General features: G+C 63.2%; 24 protein-coding genes and 1 pseudogene. 6 read left to right on the top strand and 19 right to left on the bottom strand.

The features are described 5' to 3' along the window. From AB5Y72_RS11210 to AB5Y72_RS11165, 10 genes and pseudogenes are all read right to left on the bottom strand, one after another. Positions 1 to 427 (bottom strand): annotated as a pseudogene (locus AB5Y72_RS11210) (IS1595-like element ISKpn3 family transposase); the annotation flags it as partial. A 622-nt stretch (positions 428 to 1049) separates the two neighbouring features. Then, positions 1050 to 2678 (bottom strand): PAS domain-containing methyl-accepting chemotaxis protein, encoded by a 1629-nt coding sequence (locus tag AB5Y72_RS11205; protein WP_325782910.1) that lies wholly within the window; start codon positions 2676 to 2678, stop codon positions 1050 to 1052. 260 nt (positions 2679 to 2938) lie between these two features. Then, positions 2939 to 3787, bottom strand: a complete 849-nt coding sequence (locus AB5Y72_RS11200; RefSeq protein ID WP_325782911.1) for a TIGR03899 family protein — start codon at positions 3785 to 3787, stop codon at positions 2939 to 2941. Between the two features lie 119 nt (positions 3788 to 3906). Further along, positions 3907 to 4377: a DUF3299 domain-containing protein gene (locus tag AB5Y72_RS11195; protein ID WP_325782912.1), complete on the bottom strand. Its 471-nt coding sequence runs from the start codon at positions 4375 to 4377 to the stop codon at positions 3907 to 3909. Between the two features lie 37 nt (positions 4378 to 4414). Beyond that, positions 4415 to 5662: an ABC transporter permease gene (locus AB5Y72_RS11190; RefSeq protein ID WP_325782913.1), complete on the bottom strand. Its 1248-nt coding sequence runs from the start codon at positions 5660 to 5662 to the stop codon at positions 4415 to 4417. A gap of 73 nt (positions 5663 to 5735) precedes the next feature. Continuing rightward, entirely contained in the window at positions 5736 to 6422 is a 687-nt protein-coding gene (locus AB5Y72_RS11185) for an ABC transporter ATP-binding protein (protein ID WP_042077820.1), read from the bottom strand. Positions 6423 to 6426: 4 nt separating this feature from the next. Further along, positions 6427 to 7005 (bottom strand): DUF2796 domain-containing protein, encoded by a 579-nt coding sequence (locus AB5Y72_RS11180; protein ID WP_325782914.1) that lies wholly within the window; start codon positions 7003 to 7005, stop codon positions 6427 to 6429. A gap of 36 nt (positions 7006 to 7041) precedes the next feature. Beyond that, a complete protein-coding gene (locus AB5Y72_RS11175) occupies positions 7042 to 7332 on the bottom strand; it encodes a hypothetical protein (protein ID WP_325782915.1) in 291 nt (96 codons plus the stop codon). Positions 7333 to 7375: 43 nt separating this feature from the next. Then, positions 7376 to 7918 carry a YtfJ family protein gene (locus tag AB5Y72_RS11170; RefSeq protein ID WP_325782916.1) on the bottom strand — a complete coding sequence of 181 codons (543 nt, stop codon included), beginning with the start codon at positions 7916 to 7918 and terminating at the stop codon, positions 7376 to 7378. A gap of 217 nt (positions 7919 to 8135) precedes the next feature. Further along, on the bottom strand, positions 8136 to 9014 hold the full coding sequence (locus tag AB5Y72_RS11165) for a hypothetical protein (protein WP_325782917.1): 879 nt from the start codon (positions 9012 to 9014) through the stop codon (positions 8136 to 8138). Positions 9015 to 9139: 125 nt separating this feature from the next. Between AB5Y72_RS11165 and AB5Y72_RS11160 the strand changes: the two genes are divergently transcribed. Next, the gene (locus tag AB5Y72_RS11160; RefSeq protein ID WP_209428970.1) at positions 9140 to 9487 is read left to right on the top strand and encodes a hypothetical protein; all 348 of its coding nucleotides are present in this window, start codon (positions 9140 to 9142) and stop codon (positions 9485 to 9487) included. Between the two features lie 24 nt (positions 9488 to 9511). Here AB5Y72_RS11160 and ppa read toward each other — a convergent pair whose 3' ends face one another. Then, a complete protein-coding gene (gene ppa / locus AB5Y72_RS11155) occupies positions 9512 to 10042 on the bottom strand; it encodes an inorganic diphosphatase (protein ID WP_005335667.1) in 531 nt (176 codons plus the stop codon). A gap of 233 nt (positions 10043 to 10275) precedes the next feature. Between ppa and mpl the strand changes: the two genes are divergently transcribed. Both mpl and AB5Y72_RS11145 read left to right on the top strand, forming a co-directional pair. Continuing rightward, positions 10276 to 11646 carry a UDP-N-acetylmuramate:L-alanyl-gamma-D-glutamyl-meso-diaminopimelate ligase gene (gene mpl, locus AB5Y72_RS11150; RefSeq protein WP_325782918.1) on the top strand — a complete coding sequence of 457 codons (1371 nt, stop codon included), beginning with the start codon at positions 10276 to 10278 and terminating at the stop codon, positions 11644 to 11646. After that, entirely contained in the window at positions 11643 to 12254 is a 612-nt protein-coding gene (locus AB5Y72_RS11145) for a flavin prenyltransferase UbiX (protein ID WP_325782919.1), read from the top strand. The genes mpl and AB5Y72_RS11145 overlap by 4 nt, the downstream gene beginning before the upstream one ends. A 75-nt stretch (positions 12255 to 12329) precedes the next feature. Here AB5Y72_RS11145 and AB5Y72_RS11140 read toward each other — a convergent pair whose 3' ends face one another. Then, positions 12330 to 12944, bottom strand: a complete 615-nt coding sequence (locus tag AB5Y72_RS11140; RefSeq protein ID WP_042077813.1) for a TetR/AcrR family transcriptional regulator — start codon at positions 12942 to 12944, stop codon at positions 12330 to 12332. Between the two features lie 201 nt (positions 12945 to 13145). Between AB5Y72_RS11140 and hpt the strand changes: the two genes are divergently transcribed. The 3 genes from hpt (at position 13146) to AB5Y72_RS11125 (ending at position 15472) form a co-directional block, all read left to right on the top strand. Next, positions 13146 to 13676, top strand: coding sequence for a hypoxanthine phosphoribosyltransferase (gene hpt / locus AB5Y72_RS11135; RefSeq protein WP_042077812.1), 531 nt, complete (start codon positions 13146 to 13148; stop codon positions 13674 to 13676). A gap of 108 nt (positions 13677 to 13784) precedes the next feature. Continuing rightward, positions 13785 to 14702, top strand: coding sequence for an ABC transporter ATP-binding protein (locus AB5Y72_RS11130; protein WP_042077811.1), 918 nt, complete (start codon positions 13785 to 13787; stop codon positions 14700 to 14702). After that, entirely contained in the window at positions 14699 to 15472 is a 774-nt protein-coding gene (locus tag AB5Y72_RS11125; protein WP_042077808.1) for an ABC transporter permease, read from the top strand. Before AB5Y72_RS11130 ends, AB5Y72_RS11125 begins: the two co-directional genes overlap by 4 nt. Positions 15473 to 15534: 62 nt before the next feature. Here the strand turns inward: AB5Y72_RS11125 and AB5Y72_RS11120 are convergent, their stop codons facing one another. The 7 genes from AB5Y72_RS11120 to dksA form a co-directional block, all read right to left on the bottom strand. After that, entirely contained in the window at positions 15535 to 15882 is a 348-nt protein-coding gene (locus tag AB5Y72_RS11120; RefSeq protein ID WP_325782920.1) for a putative quinol monooxygenase, read from the bottom strand. A gap of 20 nt (positions 15883 to 15902) precedes the next feature. Next, positions 15903 to 16757, bottom strand: a complete 855-nt coding sequence (gene panC, locus AB5Y72_RS11115; protein ID WP_221436560.1) for a pantoate--beta-alanine ligase — start codon at positions 16755 to 16757, stop codon at positions 15903 to 15905. Between the two features lie 96 nt (positions 16758 to 16853). Continuing rightward, positions 16854 to 17648, bottom strand: a complete 795-nt coding sequence (gene panB, locus AB5Y72_RS11110; RefSeq protein ID WP_103858011.1) for a 3-methyl-2-oxobutanoate hydroxymethyltransferase — start codon at positions 17646 to 17648, stop codon at positions 16854 to 16856. A gap of 20 nt (positions 17649 to 17668) precedes the next feature. Beyond that, positions 17669 to 18166, bottom strand: a complete 498-nt coding sequence (gene folK / locus AB5Y72_RS11105) for a 2-amino-4-hydroxy-6-hydroxymethyldihydropteridine diphosphokinase (RefSeq protein WP_039040848.1) — start codon at positions 18164 to 18166, stop codon at positions 17669 to 17671. A gap of 10 nt (positions 18167 to 18176) precedes the next feature. Continuing rightward, positions 18177 to 19667 (bottom strand): polynucleotide adenylyltransferase PcnB, encoded by a 1491-nt coding sequence (gene pcnB, locus AB5Y72_RS11100; RefSeq protein ID WP_029314802.1) that lies wholly within the window; start codon positions 19665 to 19667, stop codon positions 18177 to 18179. Between the two features lie 100 nt (positions 19668 to 19767). Beyond that, positions 19768 to 20670 (bottom strand): tRNA glutamyl-Q(34) synthetase GluQRS, encoded by a 903-nt coding sequence (gene gluQRS / locus AB5Y72_RS11095; RefSeq protein ID WP_325782921.1) that lies wholly within the window; start codon positions 20668 to 20670, stop codon positions 19768 to 19770. Positions 20671 to 20779: 109 nt separating this feature from the next. After that, positions 20780 to 21229 carry an RNA polymerase-binding protein DksA gene (gene dksA, locus AB5Y72_RS11090; protein WP_029314801.1) on the bottom strand — a complete coding sequence of 150 codons (450 nt, stop codon included), beginning with the start codon at positions 21227 to 21229 and terminating at the stop codon, positions 20780 to 20782. Positions 21230 to 21294 lie beyond the last annotated feature (65 nt).

The raw sequence follows: 21294 nt of genomic DNA, 5'->3' as shown, positions 1-21294 counted from the left end.
GCTGAATGATGCCGCTGATGGGCTGCTTGTCATCGGACTCTTTCATGGCTTGCAGCAGCTTGTGCTTGAGCATCCAGGCGGTGTCATATTTGACGCCCAACTGGCGCTTTAGCTCCATCGCTGACAAGCCTGTTTTGGTTTGTGACAACAGGTGCATTGCCAGAAACCACTTGGTCAGTGGGAGCTTGGTGTTTGCGAAAATCGTGTTTCCAGTCAATGACATCTGGTGACGGCAGTGATTGCATTGCCACACACGTGGCCGCCTTCTCAGGCGACAACAGGTCTTGTTGGCACATTCAGGGCAGACAAAGCCGTTAGGAAAACGCCAAGTGAACAGCGCGTTTTCGCACTGAGCCTCAGTGCCATAGTCCTTGAGAAACTCAAACAGGCTGTAGCCTTTCTGGAATTGGATTTTGCTTTTGGCCATGATCTCGCACCTCGATAACTGTACGTAAGATCAGTATAGTTCGTGGTAACTGACTGCTAATCATGGGTAATCTTGTATAAAAATGTGGAGGGGTTCATTAGGTTCCCAGCATTAGATTGATCTCGTATATCGACCTGCGCTACGCACTGCACCAACCTGCAAAAACCACGCTACCGCCCCTGAATTTCAGCCTCCAGTTTGCTGCGCTATCCCTGCGGCGTGGCTCTGGTCTGGCTCATGGGTGACTCCAACGAGACATTTACCAAATGGCAGTGTTACCGAACGGGGCTGGGGAGAGAAGCGGGAGAGGGGTGTTTTCTGGGCAAGATCAACAAATTTATTAATAAGTCGGTGGTGATGGGTGTCTCAGCATTGGCCGCGCATCAGAGCAGGGTAGTGAAATCGAGGATTCACCCTGTTGAGTGAGGTGCTGCTCAGCTGCCATGGTGAGAGTGGCAAGGTCAAGCCGGTGGTGGCACGGGTGGATGGGCCGCTCGATGCATTGCGGGTCGGGGCCTGATCTAGGGACCTCATAATGTCGATGGGCCCGTCTCGTGAGAGACGGGCCCATGCTTTTTTGTATTAGCGCACGGTCTTTGGGTCTGGTTTGCGCCGTTGAGGCTTAGCGGGCCAGCAGGGGCTGGCCGCTGGTCAGGGCGGTGCTGGTTGGCCGGGTGGCGGGATGCTGCTGGAACTGGCGTACCAGTCGCTCCAGTTCGCCGAGTTGGCGCACCAGCTGGACTATGCCCTGCACGGCGTGGCGGCTGCCCAGGCTGGAGTCGTCCGCCAGGGTCTTGATGCTGAGCACGCTGCGGTCGATGTCGGCGGTGACCTGGGATTGCTCCTGCACCGCCTGGGCGATCTGGTTGCTGCCGGCGGCCACCTGCAGCAGGCGATCGCTGATCTGTTGCAGCACGTCGCCGGTGGCGGCGGCTTTGAGGCGGCAGCTGGCGGAGAGCCGCTCCCCTTGCGCCATGGCCTGCTCCGCATCCCCGGCACTGGCCTGCAAGAGGCTTATCATCTTCTGGATCTCGCCGGTGGAGGTCTGGGTCTTGATGGCCAGGGTGCGGATCTCGTCCGCCACCACGGAGAAGCCGCGACCCGCCTCGCCGGCACGGGCCGCCTCGATGGCGGCGTTGAGGGCCAGCAGGTTGGTCTGGTTGGCGATGTTGTTGATGACGTCCAGGATGCCGTCGATGGCCCGGCACTGGGTGGCGAGCGTGGTGATCACTCCCTTGGAGGTGATCAGCTCGCCGTGCATCCCTTCCACCTCTTCGATGGTCTCCTGCACGCGCAGATTGCCCTCCCTGAACAGGTCGGCGGTCTCGTCCAGCCGATCGGAGGCGGCGGTGGAGCTGTGGGAGACCTCGCGGATGGATTCCGCCATCTGGGTGATGGCGGTCGCCACCTGGTTGGTCTGGGCCTGTTGCTGCTGCAGGTTGTCGGTGATGCTCTCGGCGTTGTGCAGATCCGTCTGGGCGGATGTCAGGATCTGCTGGCAGGTCTGCTGGGTGCGGGCCAGCACCGCATTGAACTCCGCCTGGTTCATCTTCATGGCGAGCTCGACGGCGGCGAGGCGATCGACCCGGCCCGTGTAGAGCAGCTGCATCAGCGGATTGTCGAAGCGGCTGCGGGCCAGGGCCTCGAGCCGCGCGAGACGGCGGGAGAGGGCCTGGTTGATGACGAGCGCCAGCATCAGGGAGAGGGCGCCGAGCAGAAGGGGCCAGCCAGGGCCCTGCTGATAGCCCAGGGCAACCAGGGCCGCCAGGCAGGGCAGCAGGCAGAGAGTGAGCGCGAGCGTGTGGGAGAAGGGGGGCAGGCGCAGGGCCAGCGGTGTCTTGCCGCCGCGCACCTCCTCATAGACCCGCTCCGCCCGCTGCTTGACCGCGTCGTCCGGCGCTGTGCGCACGGACTGGTACTCCACCACTTTGCCGCTCGCGTCCTGGATGGGGGTGACGAAGGCGTTGACCCAGTAGTGATCCCCGTTCTTGCAGCGGTTCTTGACCGTGCCCATCCAGCTCTTGCCTTCACGGAGATGACGCCACATATCGGCGAAGGCCTGGGGCGGCATGTCGGGGTGGCGGACCAGGTTGTGCGGCGATCCCTGCAGCTCCGCCAGGGTGAAGCCGGCGATCTGGCAGAACTCGTCGTTGGCATAGGTGATGCGACTCTCCAGATCCGTGGTGGAGATCAGGTTCTGATGCTCCGGGTAGAGGCGCTCACGCTGGGTAACGGGTTGATTGACTCTCATGGCGGCTTCCGGCTGTGGAGGGATGATGAGTCCCGACAATTTGGGACTGGTAGTCCCATTGCAAGCCGTGCACCAGAGTGCCAGGAAACGCTTAAATTGCGTTCAAAATGAATCTTATTTGCTCAAAATCCGGAGATTGACGAAAACGACCCGGCCCGGCGTCTTCGTCTGCTGAATCGATTCGCTTTTTGGGAGCCGTTTTGGCAAGGGCGTGACGGGTTTCGCAATTTGGCAAGGCGGGGCCGGGGCACCCGCCGGGATCAGGCGGGGAGATCCGGTTCGCTGACGGGGGCCTGGATCTGGGTCTCAATCTGCAGGTGGGTAGAGAGCAGGGTCTTCAGGTCCTGCAGGTACTCCTCCAGCGGCGGCTCCTCCAGCAACAGGGCGAGCTCGTTGCCGATGGGGGTGAGCCGGTAATAGAGCAGGGTGAGGTGGCTCTGGCGCTGGCGCAGGCGCCAGCGCTGGTTGCCGAAGGCGAGCTCGACCCCGTCGGCGGGCAGGGGGCCGGACTCCAGCTCGCCGCGGTGCAGCAGACCGAGGTCGAACAGCAAGAGCAAGGCGCTGTAGGGGATCCGGTATTTGCCGAGCCCCATGCGGGTGACCCTGGCGCGGCTGAGCAGGCCGGCGCCCTTGTGCATGCCGAGCAGCAGGCGCTGCTCGTCGCTGCCTTCGTAGTGGCAGCAGAGGGCGCAGATCCGCTGGAACAGCTGGGCTTCCCGCTGGGTCATCTCCTTGAGGGTGGTGAGGGCCCGGATGGAGAAGCGACCCGGGGTCGCCACCTCCAGGGCGAAGATCCGTCCCCACAACTGCTGCATGGGCAACATGCTGATCTCTTCGGCCAGTTGCAGGAAGCGGGTGAGCCAGTCGCTGTCCATCTCGCCGCCGGCGGCCGTCTCCTGGCAGTGGCGGGAGGCCATCACCATGATGGATTCCAGGTTGCGCTGGCGGGCCGCCTGCTCCGCCAGCTGGCGGAAGGTCGCCCGCTGCTCGAAGGTGCTGTCGCTGTTGCGGGTGAGCATGCCATCGATGCCGCGGCTGCGGGCCAGGCGCAGGGTCTGCTCCTGGCTGCTCAGGATGGAACTCTCTTTCTTGGGGGGCAGGTCAGCCATGCTGGCTCCGTGATGGCAGGGTCTGGTAGTGAATGTTACTCCAACCGGGCCCATGAACAATCCCCTTGGCGGGGCCGTCACGGCATAAAGAAATGGCCTCCCGGGGGAGGCCATAGGGGTCACTCTTCGTAGACGCTAACCTCGACCGCCTCCATGGAGTAGGAGGCGGTGGCCATCTCGTGGCTTGAGCTGGCGGTGCGCATCTTGCCCTTGACCCAGATGGCGTCCCAGAGGTCATCCACCGGCGCGCCCTTGGGGTAGCTCACGTAGATCACCTGGTTGGTGGGCGGCGGCGGCACGTGGATGCAGGCGCCGAAGTAGGGCACCAGCAGGAAGGCTTTGATGGTCTTGGCATCTCCTTCCAGCGGGACCACGAACCCGGGGATCCGTACGTCCTGATTGTCCAGCTTCTTGTTGACGCCCCCCACCGGTTGCGGCACCGACATGGGATCCTCGTGATTGACCTGGGGCGGCGGCAGCAGCTTCTCCCCTTCGGGGATGAGGATGTCCCAGTCGATGGTCTTGTAATCGGCCGCCATGGCGGGCAGCACCAGCAGGCTGGCCAGCAGCGCCACTATGTTCCACTTCATTTTCTGTCCTTCTTTCTTTTGTCGGGTGCGTCCAGAGTCAGACGCGGATGCTCATGCCGTCGCTCAGGCTGTAGCGGTAGGCTCGGGCGGCGGGGAGCAGGCCGATGATCATGCCCGCCAGCCAGACCAGCCCCAGCAACAGCCACTCATGGGCGCTCGGCAGCCCCAGGTTCAGTTGCAGGCCATAGTGGCCGAGCAGCCAGGGGGTGGCAAGCCCCTGACCGAGATAGAGCACGGCCACCCCGAGGGCGATGCCGAGGGTGGTCAGCGCCATGGCCTCCAGCGCCAGCAGCAGGAAGAGGTGGGTCGGCCCCGCGCCCAGGGATCTCAATATGGCGAGCTCGCGGCGCCGCTCGTTGAGCCCCGCCAGCAATGTGGTCAGCATGCCGATGAGGCCCGCCACCACCACGAAGCCGGCGATGACAGACAGGGCCGTCTCCGCCACGCTCATCAGGCTCCACAGCTCCTGCAAGGCGGCCCCCGGCAGGATGGCCATCAGGGGCTCGCCCCGGTAGGTGTTGACGCTGCGCTGCAGCTGGAACGCCAGAATGCGGTTGCTCAGCCCCACCATGAAGGCGGTGATGGTCTTGGGGGTGAGATCCTGCGCCAGCGCCTGCTCGGCGGTGACGTTCTTGCTGTGACGACCGGTGTCCCAGCCCAGGTGGATCGCCTCTATGCCCGCCAGCGGCACATGGATGGTGCGATCGATGGGGGTGCCGGTGGGAGCCAGGATCCCCACTACCTTGAACGGCAGGTTATCGTGCTGGCTGAACGAGGTGTTGCCGGCGCCGTGGGCGATGACGATGGGTTGATCCAGCTTGTAGCCGAGCTTTTCGGCCACCTGGGCGCCGAGCACCGCCTCGAACGGCGTCTCGAACGCCCGCCCCTCGCGCAGTTGCAGGGACTGCTGCTGGCCGTACTTCAGGTGGGTGAAGTAATCGCCGTTGGTGCCGAGCACCCGGAAGCCCTTGTGGGAGTCGCCGAGGGAGAGGGGGATGGTCCAGTCCACGCCCGGCTTTGCCTTGATGGCCTGATAGGCATCCCAGCCCACGTTGTTGGTGGGGTTGCCGATGCGAAACACCGAGTAGAGCAGCAGGTTCACCTGGCCGGAGCGGGCGCCGACGATGAGATCGGTGCCGGAGACGGTGTTGGCGAAGCTGTCGCGCGCCTGGCTGCGCACCCGCTCCACCCCGAGCAGCAGGGTGACGCTGATGGCCACCGCCAGCAGGGTGAGCCCGGCGGTGAGGCGGCGGGCCCAGAGGCTCTTGAGGGCGAGGGTCAGCATGGGAGCCTCCGCGGTGACGGGCCGCCATGGCGCAGCGGCATGGCCAGGCGAAAGACGGATGGATGCGTTGTCATCATGCGGCCCTCCGGTTGAGTTGTTGCAGGTTTTCCACCCGGGGGAAGAGGGGCTCCAGATAGGGATCGTGGCTCACGAAGATCAGGGTCGACCCCTGCTTGTCGCACTCCTCGAACAGCAGCCGGATGAAGGCGGCTCTGTTGTCGGTGTCGAGGGCCGAGGTGGGCTCGTCGGCGATCACCAGGGGAGGCGAGCCGATGAGCGCGCGGGCGGCGGCGACCCGCTGCTGCTGGCCGATGCTGAGGGCGTGGACGGGGCGATGCAGCGCCTCGTCCGGCAGTTGCAGCTCTGCCAGCAGGCGGCGCGCCTCCTGCTCCGGGCTCCCTGTCAGGCGGGCCCGCTTGGCGGGTGAAAAGGTGAGGGCGGCGGTGACGTTGTCCTGCACCGAGAGAAACGGCAGCAGATTGAACTGCTGGAAGATGTACCCCAGATTGGCCGCACGGAACTGGTCACGGGCGCGACCGGAAAGCCGGGCCAGGGGCTGGCCCAGCACCTCCAGGGTGCCGTGGTCGGCGGTCTGGATCCCGGCCAGCAACCCGAGCAGGGTGGACTTGCCACAGCCAGACGGGCCCTTGATGAAGACGCGCTCCCCCTCGTGGATGCGAAGGGCGGGCAGATCGAGGACGACCTCGTGACCCGGCCAGGCGAAGGCCAGATCGCGGATCTCAACCACGGCGTTTTTCATGGCGTTACCAGCTCAGCTTGTTGGCGGACGGGGTCAGCTCGGCGGCGGTCTGGCCGCTGGGCAGTATGCCCTGCACGCTCAGCTTCTCCAGGCTCGGATAGACGCCGAACAGGGTCGCCTCCAGGCCGGTCAGCTTGGCCGGATCTGTGCAGGTGTAGGTGTACATGGCGCCCAGGTCCGCATGGCCCGCCTCTTCCGGATGGTATTCATCGTGATTGTCGGCAGCCTTGTCGTGATCGTGCTCATGCTCATGGTCGTGATCTTCTTTGGCTGCCTGCAGCTCCTGCCGGGTCAGCTTGCAGCCGGCGGCCGGGTCGAGGCGAAACAGGGTGTCGGGCTGCTTGAGCAGGGTCATGGCCTCGGCATAGCGGGCCTTCTCCTCGTCGCTCCTGGCTGCGTGTTCGAAACCCACCAGGTCGGCGGCGGGGGCCTGCAACTCGATCATCAGCTGGTTGCCGTCGAGCACCAGATTGAGGTGGCCGTGGCCGTGCTCGTGGGCACCGTGGCCCTGATGGTCGTGTTCGTCGTGATTGGCCTGCGCGCCGAAGGCGGCCGCGGCCAGCAACAGAGTCACTGCTTTCATCGTCAATCCTTTTGAAGTAATGGATAAGATATTGATTCACATGAAGAAGCAATGCAGTGATGGCGGGGCTCTGATGCGGCTATGGCCCAGGATCCTGGAGGGCACGGTCGGCAGGGAGAGGCCGACGGCCAGAACGATGAAGGGGGAGGCGCTCGGGACAAAGGGGGTGGCGGTGAGGGCCAGCTTGCCATCCAGATGGAGCACGCAAGCGGGGCAGGCATGGCTATGATCCGGCAGGTCGGCTTCGAGCGGATGCTGTGCCAGCGCAGGTTGCAGCCACAACCAGCCCAGCAGCAAGACCCAGATTGTGAACGTGGAACGACCCATAGACCCTTGTGGAAAGGGCGCCATCAGCGCCCTTTTCTCTGACTCAGAGATGGGACTGGATAAGCCCCATCACCTTGGTTATCTCGGTGGCATCGAGCTGGCCATCTTTGGCAAACAGCACCTTGCCCTCTTTATCCAGCAGTATGATGGCCGAACTTTCCGGCGCAAGATCCCAGGCATTGCGGGCCATGCCCTTGGCATCCAGCACCATGGCGGACCAGGGGAACTCTTTCTTGCTGTCCTCTGCGCTGCTCTTCACGAAGCCGGACGTGCCCCAGATGGCGTCATTGCTGTTGATGATGGTGACGGTCTGGTACTTGTCGTGGGGCAGCTTGGCCGCCTTGATCGCCTCGATCATGGGGGCGTTCAGCTCCTTGGCGCTGGAGCGACCCGCGATGTGCTGGATCAGGAAGACCTTGCCGGTCAACAACTTGCTCTGCCAGGGTTGATAGCTGATCTCTTTCTCCTTGAGCACCAGCTCACCCTTGTCGCCGATGTTGACCAGCGGCACCTGGGCCGACTCCTTGATGTTGTGGGCCATGACCAGGGTTGGCAGCAGCGCCAGAGTAAGCACGAGATGTTTCATCCGTATGACACTCCTTTGTGATGTTATAACGATTTTGGGTGCGAGGGAATGGGACCCTGAACATCCTAAACTGATCGGATCTGTTTAAAAAGTGTTAAATAATGCCGGGGGGCGTCGGCGATCTTGCCGAAGAGGACATCCTCCCCCCGAAAGACGGCGGCAAGGATGGCATGCCTCCCATCAAAATCAAATGGTTGCAACGGTTTTAAAGGGAGGCTTAATAGAGGGGCTCGCTGATCAGGGGGATCTGGGCCATGGTCATCTGCTGGGCCAGCAGGGGAGAACCCGTGAGCAGCACATGGCGCTGGTTGCCGATCAGCAGGGTATCGCCCTTGAGGCCGCTGTCGGCCGTGATGGCGAGCCAGGCTGGCGAGACGCTGCCGATGCTGATGTTGGGATAGATGATGCTGAGGCTGTACTGGGGGGCCAGCTCGGCCAGGAGGCTTGCCATCAGCAGCGCCTTCTCGTCGCTGTCGGCCTTGTTGTCCTGCAGGGCCTGCAAGGGCGGGGCGAAGTGGTCCATCTGTTCGGGCGGGGTGGGAATGCCGCTCAGCCACTCCTGCAGCAGGGTGACGCTGGTGGCGAGATCCTTGGCCGAGAACTGCCGGGCCAGGGGCTTGAGGTCCCCCTTGAACTGATAGAACAGCTGGGAGTAGTTGGGGCGTACGCAGGGCAGCTTATGGTTGGCCGGGTGGATGCAGGGCTGGACCCGCATCTCATAGAAGGCATCCTCCTGGTATTGCCGGTAGGCCTGCCAGAACTGGGTGGATTCGAGGCTGCTGTCGTGCAGGGTAAAGGCCTGCTCCAGGTTGCGGAACTTGGTCGCCGTCTCTGGGCTGTGCTGGTTGATCTGGTTGATGCTGTTGTAGAGACGCGGGCTGATGTAGGAGTAGAGCGTCTCCAGCGGGTAGTTGAGGGCGGTATCGAGCAGCGTCATCTCATGGCGGCTGGCGGAGAGGACGCGCTCATCCGTGGTCAGTTGCAGGTGCTTGCGCTGGCCGTCGGCGGATTGCCACTGCCAGCTCAGGTTGATCTCGTTGGCCTGGGCCACGGCGCCGAAAAGCAGGCTCCAGAGCACGCCTTGTGCCGGTTTCATGGTGTGCCTCCTGCCTGGGGTCGATAATAAACAACTAGGTGAGTGACCGGCTTTTGGATTGGTCTGGTGGTGGGGATATTGGTAATAGGCTGATTTGGCTTTAAATTTAATTTGGGAAATAAGTCATGTGGAAAATGATCATGAAGCTTGTTTCATGGCTTGTGTTGATAGCGGGGGCGTCATCGGCGCTGGCGGGGCCCGTCATCGTCAATCAGGGCATGTCCAGCGCGGACACCTTCGCCCTGCGGGATCGGCTGGCGCGGGAGCACGAATGGCAGGAGTGGTTGCGCTTCCAGCAGGCCATCAAGTGGCTGGAGGTGTTGCCGGTCAACTGCGATCTGGTGGGGGGCGCGGGCGGGGAGTACCGCTGTGGTGACGACTACTATCGCCCCTATCGCCAGAACGGGCGCGACATCTATATCCAGGGGGATCCACCGGGTCCTCGGCCAGGGGCAAATAAAAAGGCGCCATAAGGCGCCTTTTTTGCGAGAGGTCGCTTACTTGGCAGCGTAACGCTCGGCAGAGGTCTTGATCTCGGCTTCGGCTGCGGCCTTGTCGCCCCAACCTTCCACCTTGACCCACTTGCCCGCTTCCAGCTCTTTGTAGCGCTCGAAGAAGTGCTGGATCTGGGCTTTCAGCAGCTCGGGCAGATCGTTCACATCCTGGATGTGGTCGTACTGCTTGGTCAGCTTGGAGTGCGGCACGGCCACGATCTTGGCGTCTTCGCCAGATTCGTCGGTCATCTTCAGCACGCCGACCGGGCGGCAGCGAATGACGGAGCCTGCCAGCAGCGGGTAGGGAGTCGGAACCAGCACGTCGACCGGATCCCCGTCCAGGGACAGGGTGGCGTTCACGTAACCGTAGTTGCACGGGTAGAACATCGGGGTGGACATGAAACGGTCAACGAAGATGGCGCCGCTGTCCTTGTCGACTTCGTATTTGATCGGGTCGGCATTCTGCGGGATTTCGATGATGACGTAGATGTCGTCAGGCAGGCTCTTGCCGGCCGGTACCAGGTTCAGGCTCATGACGTTTCCTTTGAGTGTTGGAGTCAAGTTTGCAGGCCGACATTATAGCGATGTCCCGTCAAATGGCCATATTTCGAGGGTCGGACAGGCTGGTGGAGGGAGGTGTGCCCCCGGTCTCGCCCGATTTCTGTCGTTTTGTGGCGCTCCGTCTCCCGCTCGCCCTGGTGGCGGCTTGTGCCATCAGGTCAACAGATCCTAGAATGCGCACTCCCTTTACTGGAAAAGGCAGTGGTATGCACATTCACATTCTCGGGATCTGCGGCACCTTCATGGGTGGTCTGGCGGTGTTGGCAAAACAGCTCGGCTACAGGGTCACCGGCTCCGACGCCAACGTCTATCCCCCCATGAGCACCCAGCTCGAGCAGCAGGGCATCGAACTGACCGAAGGTTACGATCCCTCCCAGCTCGATCCGGCGCCGGATCTGGTGGTGATCGGCAATGCCATGAGCCGCGGCAACCCCTGCGTGGAATATGTGCTGGATCGCAACCTGCCCTATATCTCCGGCCCCCAGTGGCTGCTGGAGCACGTGCTGAAGGATCGCTGGGTGCTGGCCGTCGCGGGCACCCACGGCAAGACCACCACCGCCAGCATGCTGGCCTGGGTGCTGGAGTACGCCAGGCTGGAACCCGGTTTCCTCATCGGCGGCGTGCCCGGCAACTTCCCGGTCTCAGCCCGTCTTGGTGCCGCCCCCTTCTTCGTCATCGAGGCGGACGAGTATGACTGCGCCTTCTTCGACAAACGCTCCAAGTTCGTCCACTACCACCCGCGCACCCTGGTGATGAACAACCTGGAGTTCGATCACGCGGACATCTTCCCGGATCTCGCCGCCATCCAGCGCCAGTTCCACCACCTGATGCGCACCGTGCCGAGCAATGGCCGGGTGCTCTTCCCCCAGGTCGACGACAACCTCACCGCCGTGCGCAAGATGGGCTGCTGGAGCGAGGTGGAGCTGATGGGCCAGGACGACGCCCAGTGGAAGGCGGTCAAGCTGGCGGACGACGGCTCCGCCTTCGAGGTGTGGCTGGATGGTGAGAAGCAGGGGGAGGTGCACTGGGAGTGCATCGGCGAGCACAACGTCAACAACGGCCTGATGGCCATCGCCGCCGCCCGCCATGCCGGCGTCATGGCGGAGCACGGCATTGCGGCGCTCTGCCAGTTCAAGTCCCCCAAGCGGCGCATGGAGCTCAAGGGCGAAGTGGCCGGCATCAGCGTCTATGACGACTTTGCCCACCACCCCACCGCCATCGAGACCACCCTCGGCGGCCTGCGCGCCAAGGTCGGCGGGTCACGCATCCTGGCGGTGCTGGAGCCCCGCTCCAACACCATGAAGCTGGGGGTCCACAAGGAGGAGCTGGCGGGTTGCTTCGGCGGCGCCGACGAGGTGCTCTTCTTCCAGCCTTCCAACATCGGCTGGGATCTCGGCGAGGTGACCGCCCATATGAGCCGCCCGGCCCGGGTGTTCGACGATCTGGATGCGTTGATCGGTGCCCTGGTGGCCGAGAGCCGCGCGGGGGATCATATTCTGATCATGAGCAACGGCGGCTTCGGCGGCATCCATGACAAGCTGATCGCCCGCCTCAAGGATCGACACGCCTCATCATGAACAAAGCGATAACCCTGGCGCTGACCGGCGCCTCCGGCGCCCCCTATGCCCTGCGTCTGCTCCAGTGTCTGGTGCAGGCGGACTACAAGGTCTATCTGCTCGCCTCCTCGGCCGCCCGGGTGGTGCTCAAGACGGAGCAGCAGCAGGAGTGGCCGGGCTCGCCCAAGGAGCTCTCCGCCTACCTCTGCCACCAGTATGGCGCCAGAGAGGGGCAGATCGTCGCCTGCGGCAAGGAGGAGTGGTTCTCGCCGGTGGCCTCCGGCTCGGCGGCCCCCAGGCAGATGGTGATCTGTCCCTGCTCCATGGGCACCGTGTCGGCGATCGCCAGCGGCGCCTCCGACAACCTGCTGGAGCGGGCGGCGGACGTGGTGATCAAGGAGCGCGGCCAGCTCATCCTGGTGCCCCGCGAGAGCCCCTTCTCGGCGATCCACCTGGAGAACATGCTGAAGCTGGCGCGCCTCGGGGTGACCATCATGCCCGCCGCCCCCGGCTTCTATCACGAGCCGAAAAGCATTGAGGATCTGGTGGACTTCATGGTGGCGCGGATCCTCGACCACCTCGGCATCGAGCAGGCGCTGACCCAACGCTGGGGCTACGCCAAGCCCTGAGGGTGTGACGGGCGGGCAAACAAAAGCGGCGCCGGACTCAGGGTCCNGGCGCCGCTTTTTTATGGGTTAGGCAGCCTAGGCGGCCTGGATGGGGGCCGTCACGTACTTGAACAGGAAATCGGTCACCTCTTCCCGGGAGGGGCGCTGAGGCTGATTGATCATCTGCATCATGACGTAGCCAAACCCGGTCAGGGAGCGGGCCAGATCCTGCGCCGACAGCACACTCTTGATCTCGCCGTTGTCCATGGCGGCTTGCAAGCGGGGGGTGATCAGCGCCATCATCTTGTCCAGCAGACGGGTGTAGCGGGGCCACACCTCTTCCCGCACCGAGGAGCTCCACTCCAGCCAGATGCTGGCATGATCCGGCTTGTCATAGGCCGCATCGACCGCCTGCTTCACATGGCGGTGGATGCACTCCCTGGCGGATCCCTGACCGTTGTATGCCTGCTCGAGGATCTGCTGCACGTAGGCTTCTATCTCTGTCAGCACCTCGTCGACCAGATCGTCACGGGTATTGAAGTAGTTGAAGACGGTGGCGACGGAGACCTTGGCCTGCTCGGCAATCTCGGCATGCCCCGCCCGGCCGATACCGCGGCGGGAGAAGACCTCGACGGCACACTCCATCAATTGATCACGACGAGCCTCCGGCGACAGCCGGGTTCGACGTCTTATTTCTGCGCGTGGTTCCATGGTTTTTTCATCTAATAGTTATTGATTATGGTGTTTATAGTATTGTCACCGATAATGCCCGAAGGCTCGCTAACTCTATCAATTAAAATAAGCCGATAAAAGCATCACGTATGCCTGACGCCTTCCGGTTGCGGTGGTAGAATCCTCGGTTTTGATGTTAATGAACGGCCAATAACCCTTTGGCCATTATTGGAGTATGTGATGAAACACATTGTCGAGGTGATGATCCCCGAGGCCGAGGTCGCCGCCCGGATCGCCAAACTGGGCGAGGAGATCACCGCCCGTTACCAGGGGTCCGATGAGGTGGTCATGATTGGCCTCTTGCGCGGCTCCTGCGTCTTCCTGGCGGACCTCTGCCGCCAGTGCCAGTTGCCCATCACCCTGGACTTCATGACCGCCTCCAGCTATGGCTCCGGCATGCACAGCACCCGGGACGTGCGCATCCTGAAAGACCTGGATGACGACATCAAGGGCAAGGACGTGGTGATCGTCGAGGACATCATCGACACCGGCTACACCCTCAACAAGGTGCGCGAGATCCTCTCCCTGCGCGAGCCCAAATCCCTGGCCATCTGCACCCTGCTGGACAAGCCGTCCCGTCGCGAGGTGCAGGTGCCGGTCGACTGGCTTGGCTTCTCCATTCCCGACGAGTTCGTGGTGGGCTGCGGCATCGACTACGCCCAGAAGTACCGTAATCTGCCGTTCATCGGCAAGGTCGTTGCGCAAGAGTAAGCAGGGCTCGCCACTGGCAAGGCTGGCCGCCTGCCATCGACTCTCTTCAGGCGGCGCTCGAGCCGCCTTTTCTGTCTCGAGATGGGCTCATCCATCACAGGGGTTGCAATGAACGCATTGGAAATCAGCGGTCTGAAGAAGACCTATCAGGGGGGCGTCGAAGCTCTCAAGGGCATAGATCTCACCGTCAAGCAGGGGGATTTCTTCGCCCTGCTCGGGCCGAACGGGGCCGGCAAGTCCACCACCATCGGCGTGATCAGCTCCCTGGTGAATAAGAGTGCCGGCAAGGTGAAGGTGTTCGGTCACGACATCGACACCGATCTGGAGCTGGCCAAGTCCCAGCTCGGCCTGGTGCCCCAGGAGTTCAACTTCAGCATGTTCGAGAAGGTGAGCCAGATAGTGACTCACCAGGCCGGCTTCTATGGCGTGCCCAGGGCCGAGGCCAAGGTGCGCGCCGAGAAGTACCTGCGCCAGCTCGATCTCTGGGACAAGCGCGACATGGCGGCCCGCACCCTCTCCGGCGGCATGAAGCGCCGGCTGATGATCGCCCGCGCCCTGATGCACGAGCCCAAGCTGCTGATCCTGGACGAGCCGACCGCCGGGGTGGACATCGAGATCCGTCGCTCCATGTGGAGCTTCCTCAAGGATCTCAACGAGCAGGGGGTGACCATCATCCTCACCACCCACTACCTGGAAGAGGCCGAGATGCTGTGCCGCAACATCGGCATCATCGACAAGGGACGCCTCATCGAGAACACCAGCATGAAGAGCCTGCTCGGCAAGCTGGGACGGGAGACCTTCCTGCTGGATCTGGTGCCGGGCTCCGCGGTGCCGAGCCTGCCCGAGTTCAATGGCCGCATGCAGGACGAGCACACCCTGGAGGTGGAGCTGGAGAAGAGCCAGTCCCTCAACAGCCTGTTCGAGCAGCTCTCCGCCCAGGGGGTGAAGGTGCTGAGCATGCGCAACAAGGCGAACCGGCTGGAAGAGCTGTTCGTCAATCTGGTAGAGGAGGGTCGCAAAGCATGAACCCCATGACCTATTACATCGCCTTCAAGAGCATACTGGCCAAGGAGGTGAGCCGCTTCACCCGGATCTGGATCCAGACCCTGGTGCCGCCGGCCATCACCATGAGCCTCTACTTCGTCATCTTCGGCAACCTCATCGGGTCGCGCATCGGCGACATGGGAGGCTTCAGCTACATGGAGTTCATTGTGCCCGGTCTCATCATGATGTCGGTCATCACCAACTCCTACTCCAACGTCGCCTCCTCCTTCTACAGCGCCAAGTTCCAGCGCAACGTGGAGGAGCTGCTGGTGGCGCCTGTGCCCAACTACATCATCATCGCGGGTTACGTGGGCGGTGGCGTGGCGCGCGGCCTCTGCGTCGGCCTCATCGTCACCCTGGTGTCGCTGTTCTTCGTGCCGCTGCAGATCCACCACCTGTTCAGCGTCTGTGTGACCGTGCTGCTCACCTCCATCCTGTTCTCCCTGGGGGGGCTCATCAACGCCGTGTTCGCGAAGTCGTTCGATGACATCAGCATCATCCCGACCTTCATCCTGACCCCCCTGACCTATCTGGGCGGTGTCTTCTACTCCATCACCCTGCTGCCGCCGTTCTGGCAGGGGGTCTCCCAGGTGAACCCCATCATCTACATGGTGAACGCGTTCCGCTACGGCTTCCTCGGTATCTCCGACGTGCCGCTCGGCACCGCCTATCTCATCATCATCGGCTTCATCCTGGTGCTCTACGGGCTGGCCTGGTGGCTCATCTCCCGCGGCACGGGCCTGCGCCACTGAGGTGCAACCGGCCAGCAAAAAGGCGCCCTCGGGCGCCTTTTCTATTTGTCTGGTGCTGCGCCTCAGAGGGCCGGCGCGTCGTAGTCCGTCGGCTCGTCGCCGTAGACGCAGACGTTCCACTTGGCGGCCAGGCCGTCGTCGGCGAGGCAGTAGCGCTCGAAGAAGGCCTTGATTTCGCTGCGCTGGCAGTGGGCCTCGAAGCTCGCCATGTCGCGCCAGATCTCGTTGAAGACGATGGGGAAGCTCTCCCCCTCGGCAAAGGGGCTCTGGATATGGCGGGTGACGATGTACTGCAGGCAGCCATCTTCACGCAGGGTGTCGGGTTCGAGCCCTTGCAGGACGCGGAACAGGGCCTGCTCCTGGCCCGGCTTGGGCTGGAACTGGGCGATGCAGTAAACCTTCTTGGACATCGTGGTCTCCTTGCCGTGTCTCAACCCCGCAGGGCGACGACCCGGTTGTCGATGAGGCGGGCCTTGCCCAGATAGGCGGCCATCAGGATCACCAGGCGCTGGCTCTCGGCGCTTGCGGATTCCAGGGTGTCGGCATCGACGATGTCAATGGCATCTGTCCTGAATCCCGCGTTGTCGAGGCGCTGGCTGGCCTGGGCAACCAGGGAGGGGAGGTGACTGTTCCCCGCTTCAATCTGCCCGGCAATCCAGTTCATGGTGCGCGCGAGCTCGGGGGCGATGGCCCGTTCGGCAGCGGTCAGATAGCCGTTGCGCGAAGAGAGGGCCAGCCCGTCTTCGGCCCGCACGGTCGGCACGCCCACGATCTCGATGGGCATGGCCATGTCGGCCACCATCTTGCGAATGAGCGCGAGCTGCTGGTAATCCTTCTCGCCAAAGCAGGCCACGTTCGGCTGTACCAGATTGAACAGCTTGGTGACCACGGTACTGACCCCGCGAAAATGCCCCGGACGCAGCGCCCCTTCCAGCAGGCTGGAGAGGCCGGGCACCTCGACGAAGGTCTGGCTGGCGAGCCCCTGGGGATACATGATCTCCGGCGTCGGGGTGAAGACCAGGTCCACACCGGCGGCCTCCAGGGCGGCGCAATCCTGCTCCAGGGTGCGGGGGTAGTTGGCGAGATCCTCGGCCTTGTCGAACTGCAAGGGGTTCACAAAGATGCTGACCACCACCTTGTCACCATGGCGGCGGGCCTCCTCGACCAGGGTGAGATGACCCTGATGCAGATTGCCCATGGTGGGCACGAATGCGATGGCGCGGCCTTCGCGATGCCATTGACCGATCTGCTCGCGCAGCGCGGCGGGATTGTTCACAACCAACATCGTCAGTTCACCTTCAGATGAATCAATAAAAGAGGGGGTCGTCAGGGGGGAGGGCGAGACGGGGGCACAGACCCCCGCGCTCATGACGACAGAAAGTCAGTTGAAGCAGTGCTCGGGGCCAGGGAAGGTCCCCTCGCTCACCTGCTTCACATAGAGACGAATGGCGGCACGCATGTCACCGGTCTCGGCCAGGAAGTTCTTGGTGAACTTGGGCACATAACCGGAGGTGATGCCGAAGGCATCGTGCATCACCAGGATCTGGCCGTCGGTGGCAGGGCCGGCACCGATGCCGATCACCGGAATGCGCAGCGCCTTGGTGATGCGCTCTGCCAGAGAGACGGGCACGCACTCGAGCACCAGCAACTGGATGCCGGCCGCTTGCAGCTCCAGCGCCTGGCGGTAGATCTCCTGGGCGTGGAACTCGTCACGCCCCTGCACCTTGAAGCCGCCAAACACGTGGACGGATTGCGGGGTCAGGCCGAGATGGCCGCACACCGGCACCCCGTTACGTGTCAGGTGGCGGATGGAGTCGCACAGCCAGTCCCCCCCTTCCATCTTCACCATGCGGGCACCGGCCGCCATCAGGCGCGCTGCGTTCTGGTAGGTCTGCTCCGGGGTGGCGTAGCTCATGAACGGCATGTCGGTCACCACCAGGGCATTGGTGGTACCGCGCACCACGCAGCGGGTGTGATAGACCATCTCGTCCATGCTGACCGCCAGGGTGTCGTCTCCGCCCTGCAATACCATGCCGAGGGAGTCGCCGATGAGCAGCACCTGGGCGCCCTCGTCGTCGAACAGCTTGGCGAAGGTGGCGTCATAGGCGGTGATGGCGGTGATTTTCTGTCCGTCCTGCTTCATCTTCTGCAGGTGGGTAATGGTGATCTTGCTCATTACGTTGTTCCTACTCTTCTCTACTCGCCTGCTGCACCGGCCAGGATCGCGAGTCCATTGCGCGGGCAGCGGGCAACCAGTTCGGTGAGCGGGGTGCCGCAGGGCAGCACCAGGGAGGGGGCTATCTCGGCAAGGGGCAGCAGGACGAACTCCCGCTCCTTCATGCCATAGTGAGGCACCGTCAGGCGCTCATGTCGGATGACCTCGTCGCCGTACAGCAGCAGATCGAGATCCAGGGTCCGGGGGCCCCAGCGCTCATCCTTGCGCACTCGCCCCTGTGCCTGCTCGATGCGCTGCAGCTCGTCCAGCAGCGCCAGAGGGCTGAGGCGAGTGGCAAGGCGCGCCACGGCATTGACGTAGTCCGGCTGATCCGCAGGGCCCATGGGGCGGCTGCCGTAAAGGTGGGAGGTCTGCAGCAGCTCTGACTCGGGCAGGGTCGCCAGCGCGGCGATGGCGCGACGAGCCTGGCCGAGGGGGTCGGCCAGGTTGGAGCCGATGGCGACGAAGACCTCGATCATCGGCGGATCCTTACTCTGCCGACTTCGGCTTGCGGCGACGGGGGCGACGGCGGTTGCGGCCATTGCCGCTGCGCTTCTCGCCATCACCGCTGCGGGAGTCGGCGCGCTCGCCGCTCGCCGGGCGGCGGGTCGCCTCCCGTTGTAGTTGCGGGCGCACGTCCGGGTTGGAGGCCACATAGCGCTCCCACCAGCTCGCCAGCTCGCCGAGGCCGCGCTCGACCCGGTTGCGCAGCAACAGGAAGTCGAAGGCCGCACGGAATTTCGGGTGCTCCATGGCGCGCTCGGGGTGCTTGCCCTGGCGGCGGGTCAGGCGCTGTTGCAGGGCCCAGATGTCGCGCACGTCCGTGGTGAAGCGGCGCGGCACGGCGATGATCCGCACCTGGTTGTCCAGCACCTCGTTGATGGCCAGCATGAAGGCATCGTACCAGGGCAGACCGCTCTCGTTTTCCAGCACGCGGCCGCGGGCCTCGACGGCGCCCCACAGCAGGGTGGCGTAGAGGAAGGCGGGGGTGACGCGCTTCTCTTCACGGACCCGGGTATCGGTGTCCATCAGCGCCTGCTCGATGAACTGCTCGTAGGGCGAGTTGCCGTGGGGCGTGAACAGGGCGGCTACCTGGGGGAACAGCGGCTGGAACAGCCCGTATTCCCGCAGCAGCTTGTAGGTGGCCAGACCGTCCCCCGCCAGGAACAGCTTGAGGGTCTCCTCGAACAGGCGGGCGGCCGGGATGTCCTGCAGCAGCGGGGCGAGCTCCCGGATGGGCGCGGCGGTGCGCGGGCTGATGGTCATGTCGAGCTTGGCGGCGAAGCGCACGGCACGCAGCATCCGCACCGGATCTTCCCGGTAGCGGGTCTCGGGGTCGCCGATGAGCTCCAGTCTACGCGCGGCCAGGTCTTCCAGCCCACCCTCGAAATCGTGCAGGGTGAAATCCTTGGCGCTGTAGTAGAGAGCGTTGACGGTAAAGTCGCGACGCTCGGCATCCTCTTCGATGGTGCCGTAGACGTTGTCCCGCAGCAGCATGCCTTCATCGGACTGGGCCGACACATGCTTGCTGGTATTGACCTGATGGTGGTGACCCCGGAAGGTGGCCACTTCGATCACGTCACGACCAAAGACGATGTGGGCCAGGCGGAAACGGCGGCCGATGAGGCGGCAGTTGCTGAACAGCGCCTTGATCTGCTCCGGCGTCGCGTCGGTGGCGATGTCGAAATCCTTGGGGGTCTTCCCGAGCAGCAGGTCACGGACGCCGCCGCCGACCAGGTAGGCCTCATAGCCCCCCTTGTTCAGGCGATAGAGCACCTTGAGGGCATTCTCGCTGATCTCTTTGCGCGAAATCGGGTGCTGGTCACGGCTCAAGGTACGGCGCTGTCCGGCGACACGGGCCGGAATGGGGGACTCCACCGACTGCTCGCCGTCTTCCTTGCCGAGCACTTTGCGGCAAAAGTTTGCGATCTGGGAAAAAATGGTACACCTCGTTATGACTTCAAATTGACGGGAGGCCAAAAAAATAGCGGCCTATCATAGCTCAGCCCCAACCAAATGAGAAACGGTGTGGCCTGCTTCCCCTTGATTGGTCCTTTTGGGGCAAGAAATGCAGCCGGGGCTAGCTTTGCCCTTGCGTGATCTTCTGCTGGCGGGGTACCCGGGCCAGCTGCCAGTGGGCGATGCCCCAGCTGATGATCTCGTCGATCCGGCTCGCCATCAGCTCGGGCGGCGGGCACTGACCGAGAAAGTGCAGCGCCTGCCACAGGGCCGGTCGTACCTCGTCCTGCGACAGCGCCGGCGCATGGTTCTGCTTGGAGAGCTTGTTGCCATCCGCTTGCACCGCCAGTGGCAGGTGCACCCAGGCGGGCACCTCTGCCCCCAGGGTCTGGTAGAGGGCAATCTGGCGCACCGTGGGCTCCAGCAGATCGGCGCCGCGGACGATCTCGGTGATGCCGCTGTCCATGTCATCCACCACCACCGCCAGGTTGTAGGCGTAGAGCCTGTCCCGGCGGCGCACGATAAAATCCTCCTCCGCCAGCGCCGCGGGGACGGTGATCTCTCCCTGCAGCGCATCCTCGAACCGATAGACCGGGTGGTGCTGGCGCAAACGGGCGGCACACCCCTCGGCGGTCAGCCCCAGGGTGCGGCAATGACCGTTGTAGAACCCCCCTGCGGCCATGATTTCGCGTCGGGTACAGTGGCACCAGTAGAGATCCCCGGCCCGATAGAGCTGATCGATGATCTCGTCATAGCGGCCATGGCGCGCGCTCTGGAACATCACCTCCCCATCCCAGCCAAGACCGTGTGCCTCCAGGGTGGTGAGGATAAGGTCAGCCGCTCCCGGCATCTCCCGCGGGGGGTCGATGTCTTCGATGCGCACCAGCCAGCGTCCCTGCTGCGCCCTGGCCTGCAAGAAGCTGCCAAGGGCGGCGACCAGGGAGCCGAAGTGGAGCGGGCCGGACGGTGAGGGGGCGAAGCGGCCCACATAGGGGCGTCGGGAGGGGGGGGATGTCATGACCATGGCAATTCGGGTAGGCGATGCATTGAGGCTGCATTCTGGGACGGCCCGACCAAAAGCTCAATAAAAAAGGGAGCCTGGGCTCCCTTTTCGTTTCTGTGGATGGGCGGCATCAGCCAGCCATCTGTTTTTCCTTGATCTCGGCCAGCGTCTTGCAGTCCACGCAGAGGTCTGCGGTCGGACGGGCTTCCAGACGGCGGATGCCGATCTCGATGCCGCAATGCTCGCAGTAACCGAAGTCATCTTCTTCGAGCAGCAGCAAGGTTTTCTCGATCTTCTTGATCAGCTTGCGTTCACGGTCGCGGGTGCGCAGTTCGAGAGCAAACTCTTCTTCTTGCGCGGCGCGATCCACGGGATCCGGGAAGTTGGCAGCCTCATCCTTCATGTGGTCGACGGTGCGGTCAACTTCCTGCATCAGTTGGTTGCGCCAGGCTCCCAGGATCTTGCGAAAATGTACCTTCTGTTGGTCATTCATGTACTCCTCACCGGCTTTCATCTGGTAAGGCTCTACACCCGCAATGGCCAGGGGGCCCAGAGATTTCCTGTTTTCGCCTGTTGGCATGCCCTGTCTCCTAATTCAGCACGCTACCCGTGCCATCCATAAATTGAGGGCGACATCTATAGCAG

Source organism: Aeromonas sp. R7-4 (genome assembly GCF_040908055.1).
Lineage (GTDB): Bacteria > Pseudomonadota > Gammaproteobacteria > Enterobacterales > Aeromonadaceae > Aeromonas > Aeromonas sanarellii.
The sequence above is the reverse complement of the archived record's forward strand: the minus strand, read 5'-3'. Positions and strand labels throughout refer to the sequence as shown.

Bases quoted from the DNA above. Each gene is read 5' to 3' on its own strand.
- AB5Y72_RS11205 (WP_325782910.1), bottom strand. From the start codon at position 2,678: ATGAGAGTCAATCAACCCGTTACCCAGCGTGAGCGCCTCTACCCGGAG.
- AB5Y72_RS11200 (WP_325782911.1), bottom strand. From the start codon at position 3,787: ATGGCTGACCTGCCCCCCAAGAAAGAGAGTTCCATCCTGAGCAGCCAG.
- AB5Y72_RS11195 (WP_325782912.1), bottom strand. From the start codon at position 4,377: ATGAAGTGGAACATAGTGGCGCTGCTGGCCAGCCTGCTGGTGCTGCCC.
- AB5Y72_RS11190 (WP_325782913.1), bottom strand. From the start codon at position 5,662: ATGCTGACCCTCGCCCTCAAGAGCCTCTGGGCCCGCCGCCTCACCGCC.
- AB5Y72_RS11185 (WP_042077820.1), bottom strand. From the start codon at position 6,422: ATGAAAAACGCCGTGGTTGAGATCCGCGATCTGGCCTTCGCCTGGCCG.
- AB5Y72_RS11180 (WP_325782914.1), bottom strand. From the start codon at position 7,005: ATGAAAGCAGTGACTCTGTTGCTGGCCGCGGCCGCCTTCGGCGCGCAG.
- AB5Y72_RS11175 (WP_325782915.1), bottom strand. From the start codon at position 7,332: ATGGGTCGTTCCACGTTCACAATCTGGGTCTTGCTGCTGGGCTGGTTG.
- AB5Y72_RS11170 (WP_325782916.1), bottom strand. From the start codon at position 7,918: ATGAAACATCTCGTGCTTACTCTGGCGCTGCTGCCAACCCTGGTCATG.
- AB5Y72_RS11165 (WP_325782917.1), bottom strand. From the start codon at position 9,014: ATGAAACCGGCACAAGGCGTGCTCTGGAGCCTGCTTTTCGGCGCCGTG.
- AB5Y72_RS11160 (WP_209428970.1), top strand. From the start codon at position 9,140: ATGTGGAAAATGATCATGAAGCTTGTTTCATGGCTTGTGTTGATAGCG.
- ppa (WP_005335667.1), bottom strand. From the start codon at position 10,042: ATGAGCCTGAACCTGGTACCGGCCGGCAAGAGCCTGCCTGACGACATC.
- mpl (WP_325782918.1), top strand. From the start codon at position 10,276: ATGCACATTCACATTCTCGGGATCTGCGGCACCTTCATGGGTGGTCTG.
- AB5Y72_RS11145 (WP_325782919.1), top strand. From the start codon at position 11,643: ATGAACAAAGCGATAACCCTGGCGCTGACCGGCGCCTCCGGCGCCCCC.
- AB5Y72_RS11140 (WP_042077813.1), bottom strand. From the start codon at position 12,944: ATGGAACCACGCGCAGAAATAAGACGTCGAACCCGGCTGTCGCCGGAG.
- hpt (WP_042077812.1), top strand. From the start codon at position 13,146: ATGAAACACATTGTCGAGGTGATGATCCCCGAGGCCGAGGTCGCCGCC.
- AB5Y72_RS11130 (WP_042077811.1), top strand. From the start codon at position 13,785: ATGAACGCATTGGAAATCAGCGGTCTGAAGAAGACCTATCAGGGGGGC.
- AB5Y72_RS11125 (WP_042077808.1), top strand. From the start codon at position 14,699: ATGAACCCCATGACCTATTACATCGCCTTCAAGAGCATACTGGCCAAG.
- AB5Y72_RS11120 (WP_325782920.1), bottom strand. From the start codon at position 15,882: ATGTCCAAGAAGGTTTACTGCATCGCCCAGTTCCAGCCCAAGCCGGGC.
- panC (WP_221436560.1), bottom strand. From the start codon at position 16,757: ATGTTGGTTGTGAACAATCCCGCCGCGCTGCGCGAGCAGATCGGTCAA.
- panB (WP_103858011.1), bottom strand. From the start codon at position 17,648: ATGAGCAAGATCACCATTACCCACCTGCAGAAGATGAAGCAGGACGGA.
- folK (WP_039040848.1), bottom strand. From the start codon at position 18,166: ATGATCGAGGTCTTCGTCGCCATCGGCTCCAACCTGGCCGACCCCCTC.
- gluQRS (WP_325782921.1), bottom strand. From the start codon at position 20,670: ATGGTCATGACATCCCCCCCCTCCCGACGCCCCTATGTGGGCCGCTTC.
- dksA (WP_029314801.1), bottom strand. From the start codon at position 21,229: ATGCCAACAGGCGAAAACAGGAAATCTCTGGGCCCCCTGGCCATTGCG.